Origin of the sequence: Pseudonocardia autotrophica, from assembly GCF_003945385.1 — a bacterium.
Taxonomy (GTDB): Bacteria; Actinomycetota; Actinomycetes; order Mycobacteriales; family Pseudonocardiaceae; genus Pseudonocardia; species Pseudonocardia autotrophica.
Map to the genome: position 1 here is coordinate 129,423 of NZ_AP018920.1, position 14,989 is coordinate 144,411.

Genomic DNA, 14,989 nt, shown 5'->3' on the forward strand with positions numbered 1-14,989 from the left:
GCGTGCGACGCGAACGCAGCACCCCCCGCCCGGACTGGCAGCGCATCGTCGCCGATCAGGGCATGGTCTTCGGATCGCCCGGCCGGGACGGCTCCGGCGGCGAGCGCCCGTACTGGGACGAGTCGGTCCACTACACCTTCGAGATGGACGAGATCCTCTCCCTGGAGGCCGACGTCGAGGTCCTGCACTCGATGTGCCTGTCCGCCGTCGATCACGTGGTGACCACCGAACGGTTCGCCGACTTCGCGCTGCCCGAGTGGAGCTGGCAGGCGGTCACCGACTCCTGGCGGCGCTCCGATCCGTACCTCTACGGCCGGTTCGACCTGCGCTACGACGGCTCCGGCCCGGCGAAGCTGCTCGAGTACAACGCGGACACCCCGACGTCGCTGCTGGAGGCGTCGATCCCGCAGTGGTACTGGCTGCAGGACACCCACCCCGGCGACGACCAGTGGAACTCGCTGCACGAGAAGCTGGTCGAGCGCTGGGCCGAGATCAAGGCCGGACTGCCCTCGGCGGAGGTGCACTTCACCTGGTCGGGGGCCGAGTCCACCGGCGAGGACCACATCACCGTCGGCTACCTGCAGGAGACCGCTGCCGAGGCGGGCATCGACACCGTCGGACTGTCCATCGAGGACATCGGCTGGGACTCCGCGCTGGACCGGTTCGTGGACCTCGAGGAGGTCCCGATGTCGTCGGTGTTCAAGCTCTACCCCTGGGAGTGGGTGCTGTCCGACGAGTTCGGCAAGCACGTCACCCGCAGCCTGCCGGAGACGCTCTGGCTGGAGCCGCTGTGGAAGTCGCTGCTGTCGAACAAGGCACTGCTCGCCGTGCTCTGGGAGATGTACCCCGGGCACCCGAACCTGCTCCCCGCGTCACTGGGCAATCCCGGCATCCTCACCGAGTACGTGCGCAAGCCGCTGCTCGGACGGGAGGGCGCGAACATCCAGATCGTCGCGCCCGGCTACGAGACCGCCACCGGCGGCGTCTACGGCGACGAGGGCTTCGTCTACCAGATGTTCGACCCGTTGCCCGAGTTCGACGGCTTCCGGCCGGTACTCGGTGCGTGGCTGGTCGGTGACACCGCCGCCGGCCTCGGCATCCGCGAGACCGCCGGCCTGATCACCGACGACGGCGCGGCGTTCGTGCCGCACCGTATTCCGTCCTGATCCCGTCCTGATCCCGTCCTGATCCTGCTCCCGATCTCCTCCCTCCCGACCCTTCCGCTCCCCTCCGGAGGTACCACCGTGATCCTCGCCCAGGCGCTCGACGCCACCTACTGGGGCTTCCTCGGCCGTGGCATCGGCGCGATCCTGCTCTACGCCGTGATCGGCACCCTGATGATGCTCATCGGTTTCTGGGCGATCGACCTCACGACCCCGGGCAAGCTGCCGCAGATGGTGCGGGCCGGGCTGCCGAACGCGGTCCTGATCACCGCCGCCGGGATGATCTCGATGGCGTTCATCATCGTGCTGGCGATCTACTCGGCCTACGGGTCGCTGTTGCAGGGCGTCATCTCGTCGCTGGTGTTCGGCCTGATCGGGATCATCGCCCAGGTCGGCGCCGTCCGGCTGCTGGAGTGGGTGACCGGGATCGACATCGGCGAGATCATCCAGTCCGAGGAGCCGCGCGCCGCGGCGAAGGTCGTCGCGGCCGCGCACGTCGCGCTGGGGCTGATCGTGGCGGTGGCGGTCTTCTAGGTCTCCGGGCCCGAATCCGCGCGGCGCGGGCCGCTCACGCCAGCGCGGCGACGATGTCCACGCGCGCCTGCGGCGACGGCATCGCGGCGATCTCGCCGCGTACCTCCCGCGCGGCCGCGGCGATCTCGCCGTCGTGCACCAGGCGGCGCAGCGCGTCCTCGGTGACGGCTCCGCCGATCCCCGCCCCGCGGGCGTCGACCAGCTCGGCGTTGTACCGCCGGTCACCCGGCCCCGGCAGGACCAGCTGCGGGACGCCCGCCGCCAGCGCTGCGAGGACGTGTCCGGCGCTGCCGCCGTGCAGCACCGCCGCGCACGCCGGCAGCAGCTCCGCGTGCGCGACCCGGCCGACCGAGCGGACCCCCGGCCCGGCCCGGCGGGCCAGCCGCGCCGGCGGGCGGACCAGCACGAGCTCGCAGTCCAGACCCTCGGCGGCCGCGACGACCCGCAGCGCGGACGCCTGCAGGTCACCCCGCATCGGCCCGCCGCCGCGCAGCACCAGCACCCGCGGCCGCACCGACGGTGCCTTCAGCCACGCCGGCAGCGGCCCACCCCCGCCGGCCCGGCCGGGCCGCACCGCGAGCGCGTCGCGGGCCCCGGCCAGGCTCTGCGGGGTGATCGTCAGGACCATCGCCGGTGGCGGCACGACGCGCACGCCGTGCCGGGCCCTGGCCCGCTGCAGCGGACGGGAGTCGAGCAGGACCCGGGTCGTCGCGAGACCGTCGAGCAGCCCGTTCTCGTGCAGCACGGCGGGCACGTCGTGCCGGGCGGCGGCGAGCGCGCCGGCAGCGGCCAGCGGCTCGTGGAGCACGATGTCCGGCCGCCACTGCTCGGCGACCGTCACCAGCGCGTCGGTGAGCTCCTCGTTGACCGGGCCGAACAGGGAACGGACGCCCGCGTCGCCACCCCGCCCGGCGAGCTCGGCCCGCGCGGTGACCGGGTGCGCGACCAGCGAACGGGCGGCGAGCCTGCCGATCCGCAGATTCCGGGCGACGTCGATGAACGGCAGCGGGCCGGTGCCGCCGATCGGGAGTGCCTCCCCGCCGCAGGCGACCAGCACCTCGTGGCCGGAGTCCCAGAGTGCGTGCGCGAACGGCAGCAGCGGCGTCAGGTGCCCCGACAGGGGGGCCGCGACAACCAGTACGCGCACCCTCCGAGGGTAACCACTTCGGAGCCCGCGGCGGGCCTCGTCCGGTCCGCCCGATCCGTGATCGTCGGCAAACCGCCAGGACGGGTCGCGACCGGGTCCGGCCGGTGGGCCGGGTTCCGTGCGCCCGGGCTGTGATCGTCGGCAAACCGCCACGGCGGGTCGCGACCGGGTCCGGCCGGTGGGCCGGGTTCCGTACGCTCGAGCCGTGATCGCCGACAAACCTCCCCGGCTGGTCGCGACAGACGTCGACGGCACCCTGCTCGACGACCGCGACGACGTCTCCCCGCGCACCGCCGCCGTGCTCTCCCGACTGGTCGATGCGGGGACCGGCTTCGTGCTCGTCACCGGGCGTCCGCCGCGCTGGATCCCACCGGTGGTGGCGAAGCTGCCGCCCGGGATGGTCCGGCTGTGCGTCTGCGCGAACGGCGCCGTGCTCTACGACGCCGTCGACGACGTCCTGCTCGGCGCACGCACCCTGGAGCCGGATGCGGTGCGCCGGCTCGCAGCGCTGGCCGGGAAGCTGTTCCCCGGCTGTGGGCTGGGCGTCGAGCGGGTCGGCAACTCCGCCACCAGCCGGGTCGAGCTCGGCACCGTCGACGAGTTCCTCACCGGGCCCGGCTACGTGCACGCCTGGGGGGACCACGACGGCGGTCCGGTCAGCCCGGACGAGCTGCTCGCGCGACCGGTCACGAAGCTGCTGATCCGCGCCCCGGAGCTCACCAGCGAGCAGATGATGACGACCCTCGAACCCGAGATCGGGGGGATCGCGGATCTGACGTTCTCGCACCCGTCGGGGCTGCTGGAGGCGTCCGCGCCGGGCGTCACCAAGGCGACCGGGCTGGCCGACGTGGCGGCCCGGCTCGGTGTCACCGCCGCGGAGACGATCGCGTTCGGCGACATGCCCAACGACCGGGAGATGCTGCGCTGGGCGGGGATCGGTGTCGCGATGGGCAACGCGCATCCGGATCTGGTGGGGCTGGCCGACGAGGTGACGGCGCCGAACTCGCGCGACGGCATCGCCGAGGTCCTCGAACGCTGGTTCTGACCGGCGTCGATCCGCGCGCGGCGAACGGGCCGCGCGCGGGTGCGGCGGGCCCGGACACGGCGGCGCGGCCCGCGGGAAACCGGCTGCCGGCGCACCGGACCGGTGACGGCGTTGCGTCGTGCACCTCAGCGGGTCATGTGGTGGTGGCCGGGTGTTCACCGGGGCCTCACACGGGCCCCGACGGCCCGCCCCGGGGCCCGTCGCCGGGCCGCCCCGGCGTACCATCACCTGCTGTCATAGCCCGGGTCGAGCCGGGTGCCAGCGGCACGCCTGGAGGGCCCCACCCCGTGGCCGACACCCTGGACCGCCCCGGTCCACATCCGACGTCCGACGCGAGCCCTGCCCCGGCCGCGCCCGCGAGCGGGGAGACCGCCGTCCTCGCGAGGGTGCAGCGCGCTCTCGCGAACGGGCCGTCGGTCCGCGTCGCGCGGGGGATGTCGTTGTTCGGTGAGCACGCCGCGGGCTGGCTCGCCATCGGCGTCACCGGCGCCGTGCTCGATCGCCCGCGCCGGCGCGAGTGGCTCGGCTCTGCGGCCGCCGTCGCGTTCGCGCACGGCGCCTCGATCGGCGTCAAGCGCGTGGTGCGTCGCCGCCGCCCGGACCACCCGTCGGTCCGGGTGCTGGTCGGCACCCCGAGCCGGCTCAGCTTCCCGTCATCGCACGCCACCTCCACGACCGCGGCCGCGGTGCTCTACGGCGGCCTGCTCGGCGGCCGGTCGCGGGCCGCTGCGGCGGCGACCGTCGGACTGATGGCGCTCTCCCGCCTGGTCCTCGGCGTGCACTACCCGACCGACGTCGCCACCGGCACCGCGCTCGGCGCGGCCGTGGCCACCGGCGCGCGCCCCGTCATCCGGCGCAGCGCCGCACGTCGCAACCCCACCTCCGGAGGGTGAGCGCATGACCAGCACCGACCGCACCCGCGTCGAGAGCGCCGGCGACGACCGGGACGCCCCGGCGGACTCGAAGGCCGCCGTCGCCGAGGTCGCCGACCCGACGACACCGGTGGAGCCGGACGCCCCGGACGACGCGGGCGCCCCCGAGGGCCACGCGGCCGACGCCGTGGGCGGTGCACCGCCGCCGCACGTCCCGCTGGACCCGTCCGAGCGGACCCCCACGATGGTCGCCCGCGGACTGGTCAGGACGATGCGCCCGCGGCAGTGGGTGAAGAACGTCCTGGTGCTCGCGGCACCGTTCGTCGGCGGCGGCCTGTTCGACACGTCGGTCCTGATCGACTGCCTGGTCGCGTTCGTCGCGTTCTCGCTGGCCTCGTCCGGCGTCTACCTGGTGAACGACGCGCTCGACGTCGAGGCCGACCGGGCGCACCCGACCAAGCGGCGGCGCCCGATCGCGGCCGGCATCGTGCCGCTGCCGCTGGCCTACGTCGCGGCGGGCGTGCTGTTCGTGGTGTCGATCGGGCTGGCGGTGCTGGTCACCTGGCAGCTGATCGTGGTGCTCGCGGTGTACGTCGCCGTGCAGCTCTCGTACTGCCTGTGGCTCAAGCACCAGCCCGTGATCGACATCTGCATCGTGGCGTCCGGCTTCCTGATGCGCGCCATCGCCGGTGGTGTCGCGACCGCGATCCCGCTGTCGCAGTGGTTCCTGCTGGTGGCCGGGTTCGGCTCGCTGTTCATGGTCGCGGGCAAGCGCTACGCGGAGATGACGCTCGCGGCGCAGACCGGCGCGAAGATCCGCAAGTCGCTGGAGAGCTACACGTCGTCCTACCTGCGCTACACCTGGTCGCTGTCGGCGACCGTCATGATCATGACCTACAGCCTGTGGGCGTTCGAGATCCGCGAGACCCACCACAACACGGTGTGGTCGGTGCTCTCGATCGTGCCGTTCGTGATCGCGGTGCTGCGCTACTCGGTGGACGTCGACCGGGGCACCGGCGGCGAGCCGGAGGAGATCGCGCTCGGCGACCGGGTGCTTCAGGTGCTCGCGGTGGCCTGGCTCGCGATGCTGACGCTGGCCGTCTACAGCTGAGGTGGCACCCGCGGCAGGGCGGTCAGCTGCGCGCGGTGTGCCAGGCCCAGGTCGCGGCCAGGCCCTCGGCGAGGGTGGTCGGCTCCGGGAGCCCCAGCGCGGCGAGGCCGCGGGACGGGTCCAGGCAGCTGCGCCGCAGCTCGCCCGGCCGGGCCGGTTCGAACTCGGGGGCGAAGGCCGCCTGGTCGAGGCCGGCGACCCGGCCGATCGTCGCGGCCAGCTCGGTGATCGTGGATTCGGTGCCGGTGCCGACGTTGAACACCTCGCCCGCGAGCTCCCCGGCGGCGAGCCGGTCGGCGGCGGCGAGTGCGGCACGGGCGATGTCGCCGACGAAGAGGAAGTCGCGGGTCTGGCCGCCGTCGCCGAACACCGTCGGCCGTCCGCCGGTCCGCGCCCGGTCACAGAACAGCGAGACGACGCCGGCGCCGCCCGCCGGGTGCTGACGCGGGCCGTAGACGTTCGCGAAGCGCAGCACCAGCGCGGGCAGCCCGTGTGCCCGGACGAAGAACCGGGTGTAGCGCTCGGCGGCCAGCTTGCTCAGCCCGTACGGCGACTCCGGATCGGCCGGCTCGCTCTCGGTGGTCGGGAGCGGGGCGCCGTCGCCGTAGATCGCGCCGCCGGTGGAGCACACCACGACCGCACCCGCTCCGGACGCCTGCGCGGCCTGCAGCACCGAGAGCGTCCCGACGACGTTCACCGAGGCGTCGTGCAGCGGATCGGCCATCGAGGTGCGGACGTCGATCTGCGCGGCCAGGTGATACACCGCGTCCGGCCGGAACCGGCCGGCGAGCCCGGCCAGTGCACCGGCGTCCCGGATGTCGAGCTCGACCAGCTCGACCCCCGCGGGCACGTTCTCTCGCTTGCCGGCCGACAGGTCGTCGACCACGAGGATCTCGTCGCCGCGGGCGACCAGGGCGTCGACCAGGGTGGAACCGATGAAGCCGGCTCCGCCGGTCACGAGCGCGCGCATGTTTCCTCCGGGCCGGGCGATGACGACTCGGTCGCCCGGGATCGTCGACGGCGACACGCTATCTGCTGACCGCGGCGCCGACCGGCGGGGGTGATCACCCGGGCGGTGGGCCGGGGTCGCAGGCGGTGACCCGGTAGAGGGTGCTGCCTCCGCCGGAGGCGACGGGTTCGAAACCGGGTGTCTGTCCGAGTTCGGTGAGCCCGGGGAACGCGTGTGCGCGCTCGTCCCACGGCCAGTACGACACCGGGCCGTCGATCACATGCGTGAGGCCGGTGGAGCGCACTGCTTCGCACACCGAGCGGTCTTCCCCGGCGTCTCGCAGATGTTCCTTGACGACCTGCTGGTCCGGGGTCCAACGGCCGGACATGTGCGGGAACATCACCTCACGGCCGGTGAGTGCGTACAGCAATGCGTTCCCGGTCCACGGGTTCGCCGCGACCAGCCCGTCCGGTGGCACGAGCTGCCCGGCCGCATCGAGGAACTCGCGCTGTCCGGGTTGCAGCATCCATGTCGCCTCCCGCTGGTAGGTGCCCGCAACCGTGTAGGCGTGGACGCCGATCCGAAATCCGTCGGAAGCCAGGACCAGAGCGGCGATCACGGCCGCCGTCACCGGTAGCGCCAGCATCCGGCGCCGCTCCGCGGTCGGATCGACCCTCCGGAGCCGCAGTGCTGCTCGCACGAGCAGACCGGCGATCCCGAGCACGCCGATGGTCGCCAGCGGAACACCGGTGATCGGGAGCATCGCGGCGATCCGGTAGGAGTCGTTGTACCAGGCGCCGGTCAGCGCGGTGGTCAACGCGCCCTCCCGGGACACCGCCAGCACGTAGAGGAAGCCGGTGGTGGCGTGAGCGGGCACCAACCAGCCGGTGAGCGGGCTCCGGAGGGCGAACACCGCACCGACGATGACGAGAACGGAGACGATGAAGAGCTCCGGGCGCTGGTTCATCGCGTTCCACAGCACGCCGAGAACGGCTTCGCGAGCGCCCATGGTCGCCGGCCAGTCGAAGGAACGGACACCGGCGAGGAACGGTGACCAGGCGAGGAACCACAGCACGGCCATTGCCACGGCGCCTGCGGCGATCAGCGCGGCCGCCGCACGAAGGGGCCGCCGCTCGCGGAACAGGCGGACCGCGGAGACCACGGCAGCGCACACCACCGGCGACAACCCGATGACGAGCAGACTGGTGACCGCATTCGGATGGGCGAGGGCGATGGCAGGTGCAGCGACGACCCCGAGCACCGTCGCAGCGGGCCGGCCGATCGTGCTGTCCCTGGTCAGTCCGATGACGGTGACGGCCGCGGCGAGTCCCGCAGGGACGAGGGCCAGTCCCAGCAGGTTCGGCCACAGGACTCCCCAGGTCATCACCATCCACGGCATCGCGGTGAACGCGGTGGCGAGGATCGGACCGGCGAGGAAGGCGCCGGGTCGGCGGCCGACGAGCTGTCGGAGCAGCAGCACACACGACAGCGGCCAGACGAGGGCAGCGACTGCCAGCGCGACCAGGTTGGACGCCACCGGGATCGCGGCCGCCGAGGTGAGCACGACCAGCGCGACGAGGTCGTGCCATGCCGCGGGGTAGACGCTCGGCTGCCCCGGGGTCGTCAGCTCGCCGACGGTGAGCGACGAACCGTCACCGCTGTCCAGGATCCGGGCGACGGCGTTGTAATGGTGGACCGCGTCGTAGGTCGGAGAGATCGCATCGACCGGTCCGAAGGCCAGCACCACGGTCAGCCAGCTGATCGCGATGGTGACGCCCATCCCGACGGCCAGCGCGAGCCCGGCATGGCCGCCGTCCGGTCCGGACCGGTGCAGGAACGCCCACCGTGAACCGGTCCCCGCTGCGGGCGGCGAGGCGTCGACCGACTCCGGCGAAGCCGACCGGCGCCGGGCCGAGATCCGGGCGGCGGCGCGTACGGCGAGCACCGCGGCGGCAACGGCGACGGAGGTGACGACGACCGGCCACGGCCCCCAGGGGACGCCGATGCGTCCGGCTCCGATCGCGGTCGTCGCGATCAGGGCGATCGAGATCAGCGGAGCCGAGCCCCAGCAGGCGATCCCCCGCCATCCCGCAGCTCGAGCCACGAGCATTCCCGGGAGCACACACCAGACAGCGGTGACCAGAGCGGCGGGGACGGCTGCAGCCCAGGTCATGGGCGTGTCCCTCGCGCGGACTTGCGGGCGGGCACGCCCCGGTCGTCGATGCGCGGGCAATGCACCCGGCGGAGCATACGGAGGCGGGGTCGGTTACCCGATCGGGTGGGGCGGTGCAGGTGCACGGAGACGTGCTGAGTCGCCTGGAGCGAACGCGGAACGGTAGCGCCCGGCCGGGGCCGGCTTCCCGCCGCCACACCGTCGGTGGCGCCGCCCGGCGCCGCCCGTAGGCTCGCCGCCGACGTCCGCAGCGCTTCCGGAGGACCTGTCCCGTGCAGATCGCAGTCATCGGACTGGGCAAGATCGGCCTTCCGCTGGCCGCCCAGTTCGCGTCGAAGGGCCACACCGTCGTCGGGGTCGACATCGCCCCGGACGTCGTCCGGCTGGTCAACGAGGCCATCGAGCCGTTCCCCGGCGAGGCAGGCCTCGCCGACGCGCTCGCCGAGTTCGTGCCGGCCGGTGCGTTGCGGGCCACGACCGACTACGCCGACGCCGTCCCGACGGCCGACGCCGTCGTGCTCGTCGTGCCGCTGTTCGTCGACGACGACGCACGCCCCGACTTCCGTTCGCTGGACGCGGCGACCGAGGAGCTCGCGGCTCATCTGACCCCCGGCACTCTGGTCTCCTACGAGACGACGCTCCCGGTCGGGACGACCCGCGACCGGTGGAAGCCGATGCTGGAGAAGGGCTCCGGGCTGGCGGAGGGGATCGACTTCCACGTCGTCTTCTCCCCGGAACGCGTGCTGACCGGGCGCGTGTTCGCAGACCTGCGCAAGTACCCGAAGCTGGTCGGCGGCCTCTCCCCGGCGGGTGCGGAGCGCGCGGTCGCGTTCTACGCGGCGGTACTCGACTTCGACGGGCGCACCGATCTCCCGCGGCCGAACGGCGTGTGGGACCTCGGCTCGGCCGAGGCGTCCGAGCTGGCGAAGCTGGCCGAGACCACCTACCGGGACGTGAACATCGGCCTCGCCAACCAGTTCGCACGGTTCGCCGGGGCGGCCGGTATCGACGTGCAGCGGGTCATCGAAGCGGCGAACTCGCAGCCCTACAGCCACATCCACCAGCCGGGCATCGCCGTCGGCGGGCACTGCATCCCGGTCTACCCGCGGCTCTACCTGTGGAACGACCCGGACGCGACGGTCGTGCGCGCCGCGCGCGAGGCGAACGCGTCGATGCCCGCCTACACCGTGGGACTGCTGGAGGGCGCCTTCGGTGACCTGACCGGTGCCCGGGTGGCGGTGCTGGGCGCGGCCTACCGGGGTGGGGTCAAGGAGACGGCGTTCTCCGGGGTCTTCCCGACGGTCGCCGCACTCCGCGACCGGGGAGCGGTGCCGCAGGTGCACGATCCGCTGTACTCCGACGACGAGCTGGCGGCACTCGGGCTCGACCCGTACCACCTGGACGAACCGGTCGACGCCGCCGTGATCCAGGCCGACCACGCCGGGTACGCCGAGCTGGGGCCGGATCGGCTGCCGGGCCTACGGGTGCTCGTCGACGGCAGGCGGATCAGCTCGGCGGACCGCTGGCCGGGCGTGACCTACCGGGTGATCGGCCGTGCCTGAGCCCTACGTCGCCCCCGGCGCCGACGTGGCCGGCTCCGCCCGGCTCGGTGACGGCGTCAAGGTCTGGCACCTCGCCCAGGTCCGTGAGGACGTCGAACTCGGCGCGAACTCGATCGTCGGCCGCGGGGCGTACATCGGTACGGGGGTGCGGGTCGGGGAGAACTCGAAGATCCAGAACCATGCGCTCGTCTACGAGCCGGCCGAGCTCGCCGCCGGTGTCTTCATCGGACCAGCGGTGGTACTCACCAACGACACCTTCCCCCGGGCGGTCAATCCGGACGGGACGCAGAAGAGCGCGTCCGACTGGGATTCCGTAGGAGTCACGATCGGCGAGGGAGCCTCGATCGGTGCCCGCGCCGTGTGTGTCGCCCCGGTCAGGATCGGAGCCTGGGCGACCGTGGCTGCCGGTGCCGTCGTCACCCGGGACGTGCCCGAACACGCCCTGATGGTGGGTGTCCCGGCCCGCCGGGTCGGCTGGGTCGGCCGGGCGGGCGTCCCACTGGTGGAGCAGGACGGGCAGTGGCGCTGCCCGTCGTCGGGTGCGGTCTACACCGAGGACGGCGGCTCGCTCCGCGAGACCGGCTGAGCGCCGTCCCCGAGCAATTCGGTGACGGCGGCGCGGGTGACCGCGGCGTCCTCGGTGGAGTTGAGCACCGCCGCGGCGCGGTGCGCGGCCTGTTTGTATCCGGCGACCTGCTCGGGGGTGAGCGCGGCGAGGGTGTCGCGCATCGCGGCCGCCGTGTGGTCGGGGGCGATCGTGCCGAAGCCGTGACCGGTGATGAGCCGGTCGGTCTCCGGGGCCGAGTTGAACACCACGGCAAGACGTGCCTGGACGAAGTCGAAGATCTTGTTCGGCAGCATCAGCCGGTGGTTCGGGGTGAGCGGCGGCAGGCTGAACACCCCGACGTCGTAGGCGTTGAGGGTCGGGGCGAGCTCCTGCGGCCGGACCGGGTCGTGCAGCGTGATCCTGGGGTCGCCGCCGATCAGCTCGCGCAGCTTCCCGAGGTAACGGCCGCCGTCGCGGCTGGGCACGAGGTACAGGTCGAGCGTGTGGCCCGCTCCGAGACCGCGGACCGCCTCGATCAGTGCCTCCAGGTTCCGGCCGGGGATCGCGCCGCCGCTGTGCACCAGCCGGATCCGGCCGTCCAGCAACGGCTGCGGTTCGAGTTCGTGCTGGGGGCCGGCGTTGCGGACCACCCGGCAGCGGACACCGAACCGTTCCCGGTACATCTCGCCGATCGAGCCGTTGACCACCGTCACCGCCGACATCAGCGGCAGGTACTTCGCGCACTGGTGGAACATGAACGGCCGGACCAGCAGCCGCCACGACGTCACGTGCGCGCGCTCCTCAGGAGCCCATTCGTGCAGGTCGGCGAGCACCGGCGACCCGTCGGCGACCCGGTGGGCGAGTGCCATCGCGCGGGCCTCGTTGGCGACGACGACGTCGAACCGCCTCCCGCCGAGCATGCTCAGCGCCGCCTGCACGGCCGGTCCCTCGAACTCGACCCGGTCGAACCGGCGGGCCGCGAGCAGCAGCACCCCGGCCGCCGTCTGTGGCAGCGACGGCAGCGCCGGATCGATCGCGAGGTGCTCGGTGGCCGCATCCGGTCGGTCGCCGTAGCCGACGGTCGTCACCTCGCCGAGCTCGGCGAGGACATCGAGCTGACGCAGCACCCGCGCGTCGGCGGTGATGTCGGAGAACGAGATGCAGAGGATCCGCCGCCGAGGCGCGCCGTCGACCATGGCGCCGGAGTCTAGGGACCTGCCTGTCTCTACGATCGCGCGCATGTCGTCGCCGTCGGTGCTGCACGTGAACGACGCCGCGTTCACGGCCGAGCGGATGATCACCGAGGCGGTCCGGCGCGGGCTCGACTGGTCCCTGATGCCGAAGGCGGCGCCGGCCCGGGAATGGCGCGGGATCACCGGGCGGGTGCGCCGGGCGGTGATCGGTGGGGCGTGGGTCGCGCGGCTCGCGGTCGCCGCGCGCCAGCACGACATCGTGCACGTCCACTCGGCGTCGACCCTGGCGCACTCGCGGCTGGGTGCGCCCCGCTACGTCGTGCACTGTCACGGCACCGACGTCCGCACGACCCAGTACGACCCGGCCCGCCGGGCGTCCGTCGTGGACGGTCTGCTCCGCGCGGAGGCGGTGCTCTACTCGACCCCGGATCTGGCCGAGCACGTGCTGGTGCACCGGCCGGACGCCGTGTATCTCCCGGTGCCGATCGACGTGGACGCGGTGCCGGAGTGGGCACCCGGCGCCCGGCCGCAGGTGGTGTTCGCGTCGCGCTGGAGCCCCGATAAGGGGGTCGCCACCCAGCTCGTCGTCGTGCGTGACCTGGTCGCCCGGTTCGGCGACCGGGTGGATCTCGTCGGGCTCGACTGGGGTCCGTGCGCGGCCGAGGCGGCCGAGGCGGGGGTCCGGCTGGTGCCGAGGTCCGGGCACGCGGACTACCTTGCCCTGCTGGCCGGGGCGTCGGTCGTGGTCGGTCAGTCGGCGGGAATCCTCGCTGCGAGCGAGCTGGAAGCGCTGGCCGCGGGGGCGCCGGTCGTCGTGCCGGTCCCGCTGCCGCTCTACGACCGCCCGCCGGTGCTCGCGGTGCAGGCCGGCGAGGCCGCCGACGCGGTGGCGTCGGTGCTCGACGGCGACCACCCGCACGATCCGGCGGCGGTCCGTGGCTGGACCCGGTCGGTGCACGGCGTGGTGAGCGCGGTGGACATGGTGACGGGTCTGCACCGGACAGTCCTGGCGAGCCGCGGATGACCGGGATCCGTCCGGTGCTCGGCCGGATGTTCACCCCGGTCCGGCTGGACGATCCGACTCCGACCTCACTGACCCGTGGCGGCGCGCTGGCGGTGACCGGGCTGGTCGCCCAGGGGGTTCTCCGGTTCGCGACGTCCTGGCTGGTCGGCCGCCTGGCCGGAGAGGCCGAGCTGGGGGTGGTGGCGTCGGCGATCGCGGCTGCGACGATCCTCGCCCTGCTGTGGCCCACCTCGACCGGGAGCGCGGCGTCGAAGTTCCTCGCCCGGGCCCGCGGGGCCGGCTCGATCGACCAGACGCGTTCGGTCGCGGCCCATCTGCGACGCCGGATGTTGCTGGCGGTGCTGGTGCTCGCGGCCGCGGCGATCCCGGTGTGGGTCTACCTGGACGGCGGGAGCTTGACCGGAGCGCTCGCGGTCGCGCTGCTCACGATCGGCTACTCCGGCTACAGCTTCACCCGGGGCGTCCAGTTCGGCACCGGTCAGACCCTGCGGGCCACCGGTTGGGACGTCCTCTGTGTCGCCCTGGGCCTGGTCACGCTGACGCTCATGCTGCTGAGCGGCGTCCGTGGCGTCGCGCTGGTACTCCCGCTCGCCGTGGCCTACGGCGTCTACGCACTCGCCGGCTGGCCGTTCGGCGGTGGCGGGAAGCCGGAGCCCGCCCGGCGCCGGGAGATGGACGGGTTCGTCGCGCTGGGCGCGGTGGGTTCACTGGCGAGCGCCGGGTTCCTCCAGCTCTCTCAGATCGTGACCCGCCTGGTCTCGGGCGACGAAGGCGCCGGCGTATACGCCGCGGCGGTCGCGCTCGCCACCCCCGCGTCGATGCTCGCGGTGTCGCTGTCGCTGGTGCTGCTCCCGGCGCTGTCCGAGACCCTGGGCCGGGCCGACGAGGAGGCGTTCCGGTCCCGCACCGACCAGGCCAACCGATCGCTGGCCGTCGTCGTCGTCGCGATCTTCGGGACGATCGCGCTCTGCAGCCGGCTGCTGATCCGGGTCGTCTGGGGCGACGCCTACGCGGGAGCCGCGCCGATCCTCGCCGTCCTCGCGGTCGCGGTGCTCTTCACGACCCTCGGCGTCGTCGCGGTGAACGCGATGACGGCCCGGTCGCAGCGGGGGATGGCGATCAACGTCGCGGCGAGCCTGACCGGAATGGCGGTCGGGGCGGGGGTGTGGTTCGTCGTGGCGCCGTCGCTCGGCGGGATCGGGGTGGCGGCCGGCTACCTGGCCGGGACGCTCGTCATCGCGGGGGTCCCGGTCGCGGTGGTGTGGCGGACCTGCCGGCAGCGCTGGGGAGGGCTCTACGCCAGGGTGGCGCTCGCACTCGGCCTGCTGGTGCTGCTGCACGAGATGCAGGAGCGGTTCGACCTGACGCTGTGGCTGGATCCGGTCGCCGCGGTCGGCTTCGTGGCCGTCTGGCTCGTCCTCAACCGGGCCGACGCCGCCCGGCTTCCCCGGCCCCGGCTGCCGGGACGTTCCTGAGCAGCTCACCGGGTCGTCCGACGTCGCGGAAGCTGCCGAGGGGTCCGGCTCGCGTCGTCCCCACGAGGCTTCGGAGCGGAGGCTGCACCGTCAACGAGACCGGCCGCGCCGGATCCCGGACCTTAATCCGGAGACATCGCGCGGGGCTCGTATCGCTGACGATGATCCGCACGTTGTAGTGACAGACACCGAAC

The 14,989-nt window shown here is 73.3% G+C and carries 13 protein-coding genes; 9 read left to right on the top strand and 4 right to left on the bottom strand.

Features of this window, described 5'->3' with window-relative positions; translation table 11 throughout:
• The first annotated feature begins 2 nt into the window (after positions 1 to 2).
• Both Pdca_RS00635 and Pdca_RS00640 read left to right on the top strand, forming a co-directional pair.
• The gene (locus tag Pdca_RS00635; RefSeq protein WP_085916300.1) at positions 3 to 1,166 is read left to right on the top strand and encodes a glutathionylspermidine synthase family protein; all 1,164 of its coding nucleotides are present in this window, start codon (positions 3 to 5) and stop codon (positions 1,164 to 1,166) included.
• 78 nt (positions 1,167 to 1,244) lie between these two features.
• Positions 1,245 to 1,697, top strand: coding sequence for a DUF350 domain-containing protein (locus Pdca_RS00640; RefSeq protein WP_085916301.1), 453 nt, complete (start codon positions 1,245 to 1,247; stop codon positions 1,695 to 1,697).
• Positions 1,698 to 1,731: 34 nt separating this feature from the next.
• On the opposite strand, the gene Pdca_RS00645 is transcribed toward Pdca_RS00640, so the two are convergent.
• On the bottom strand, positions 1,732 to 2,844 hold the full coding sequence (locus Pdca_RS00645; protein WP_085916302.1) for a glycosyltransferase: 1,113 nt from the start codon (positions 2,842 to 2,844) through the stop codon (positions 1,732 to 1,734).
• Between the two features lie 205 nt (positions 2,845 to 3,049).
• On the opposite strand from Pdca_RS00645, the gene Pdca_RS00650 reads away from it, so the two are divergent.
• The 3 genes from Pdca_RS00650 to Pdca_RS00660 all read left to right on the top strand — a co-directional run bounded on the left by Pdca_RS00650 (position 3,050) and on the right by Pdca_RS00660 (position 5,872).
• The gene (locus Pdca_RS00650; RefSeq protein ID WP_085916303.1) at positions 3,050 to 3,889 is read left to right on the top strand and encodes an HAD family hydrolase; all 840 of its coding nucleotides are present in this window, start codon (positions 3,050 to 3,052) and stop codon (positions 3,887 to 3,889) included.
• Between the two features lie 287 nt (positions 3,890 to 4,176).
• Positions 4,177 to 4,782: a phosphatase PAP2 family protein gene (locus Pdca_RS00655; RefSeq protein WP_085916304.1), complete on the top strand. Its 606-nt coding sequence runs from the start codon at positions 4,177 to 4,179 to the stop codon at positions 4,780 to 4,782.
• A gap of 4 nt (positions 4,783 to 4,786) precedes the next feature.
• Positions 4,787 to 5,872: a decaprenyl-phosphate phosphoribosyltransferase gene (locus Pdca_RS00660; protein ID WP_085916305.1), complete on the top strand. Its 1,086-nt coding sequence runs from the start codon at positions 4,787 to 4,789 to the stop codon at positions 5,870 to 5,872.
• 22 nt (positions 5,873 to 5,894) lie between these two features.
• Here the strand turns inward: Pdca_RS00660 and Pdca_RS00665 are convergent, their stop codons facing one another.
• Together Pdca_RS00665 and Pdca_RS00670 are read right to left on the bottom strand one after the other, a co-directional pair.
• A complete protein-coding gene (locus Pdca_RS00665; RefSeq protein WP_085916306.1) occupies positions 5,895 to 6,842 on the bottom strand; it encodes an NAD-dependent epimerase/dehydratase family protein in 948 nt (315 codons plus the stop codon).
• Between the two features lie 94 nt (positions 6,843 to 6,936).
• Positions 6,937 to 8,994: a DUF6541 family protein gene (locus tag Pdca_RS00670; protein ID WP_125911183.1), complete on the bottom strand. Its 2,058-nt coding sequence runs from the start codon at positions 8,992 to 8,994 to the stop codon at positions 6,937 to 6,939.
• A gap of 272 nt (positions 8,995 to 9,266) precedes the next feature.
• Between Pdca_RS00670 and Pdca_RS00675 the strand changes: the two genes are divergently transcribed.
• A complete protein-coding gene (locus Pdca_RS00675; protein ID WP_085916308.1) occupies positions 9,267 to 10,556 on the top strand; it encodes a nucleotide sugar dehydrogenase in 1,290 nt (429 codons plus the stop codon).
• Complete coding sequence (locus Pdca_RS00680) at positions 10,549 to 11,142, top strand: acyltransferase (RefSeq protein WP_085916309.1); 594 nt, start codon at positions 10,549 to 10,551, stop codon at positions 11,140 to 11,142. The genes Pdca_RS00675 and Pdca_RS00680 overlap by 8 nt, the downstream gene beginning before the upstream one ends.
• On the opposite strand, the gene Pdca_RS00685 is transcribed toward Pdca_RS00680, so the two are convergent.
• Positions 11,103 to 12,299: a glycosyltransferase family protein gene (locus tag Pdca_RS00685; protein WP_232021349.1), complete on the bottom strand. Its 1,197-nt coding sequence runs from the start codon at positions 12,297 to 12,299 to the stop codon at positions 11,103 to 11,105. The genes Pdca_RS00680 and Pdca_RS00685 overlap by 40 nt on opposite strands.
• Before the next feature lie 43 nt (positions 12,300 to 12,342).
• Here Pdca_RS00685 and Pdca_RS00690 point away from each other — a divergent pair, with 43 nt between their 5' ends.
• Together Pdca_RS00690 and Pdca_RS00695 are read left to right on the top strand one after the other, a co-directional pair.
• Entirely contained in the window at positions 12,343 to 13,320 is a 978-nt protein-coding gene (locus tag Pdca_RS00690; RefSeq protein WP_085916310.1) for a glycosyltransferase family protein, read from the top strand.
• A complete protein-coding gene (locus tag Pdca_RS00695; protein ID WP_085916311.1) occupies positions 13,317 to 14,795 on the top strand; it encodes a lipopolysaccharide biosynthesis protein in 1,479 nt (492 codons plus the stop codon). Before Pdca_RS00690 ends, Pdca_RS00695 begins: the two co-directional genes overlap by 4 nt.
• Positions 14,796 to 14,989: the final 194 nt, after the last annotated feature.

What these genes read in the sequence shown, in the direction of transcription:
- Pdca_RS00690 (WP_085916310.1), top strand. Translation starts at nt 12,343, where the DNA reads ATGTCGTCGCCGTCGGTGCTGCACGTGAACGACGCCGCGTTCACGGCC.
- Pdca_RS00685 (WP_232021349.1), bottom strand. Translation starts at nt 12,299, where the DNA reads ATGGTCGACGGCGCGCCTCGGCGGCGGATCCTCTGCATCTCGTTCTCC.
- Pdca_RS00670 (WP_125911183.1), bottom strand. Translation starts at nt 8,994, where the DNA reads ATGACCTGGGCTGCAGCCGTCCCCGCCGCTCTGGTCACCGCTGTCTGG.
- Pdca_RS00695 (WP_085916311.1), top strand. Translation starts at nt 13,317, where the DNA reads ATGACCGGGATCCGTCCGGTGCTCGGCCGGATGTTCACCCCGGTCCGG.
- Pdca_RS00665 (WP_085916306.1), bottom strand. Translation starts at nt 6,842, where the DNA reads ATGCGCGCGCTCGTGACCGGCGGAGCCGGCTTCATCGGTTCCACCCTG.
- Pdca_RS00660 (WP_085916305.1), top strand. Translation starts at nt 4,787, where the DNA reads ATGACCAGCACCGACCGCACCCGCGTCGAGAGCGCCGGCGACGACCGG.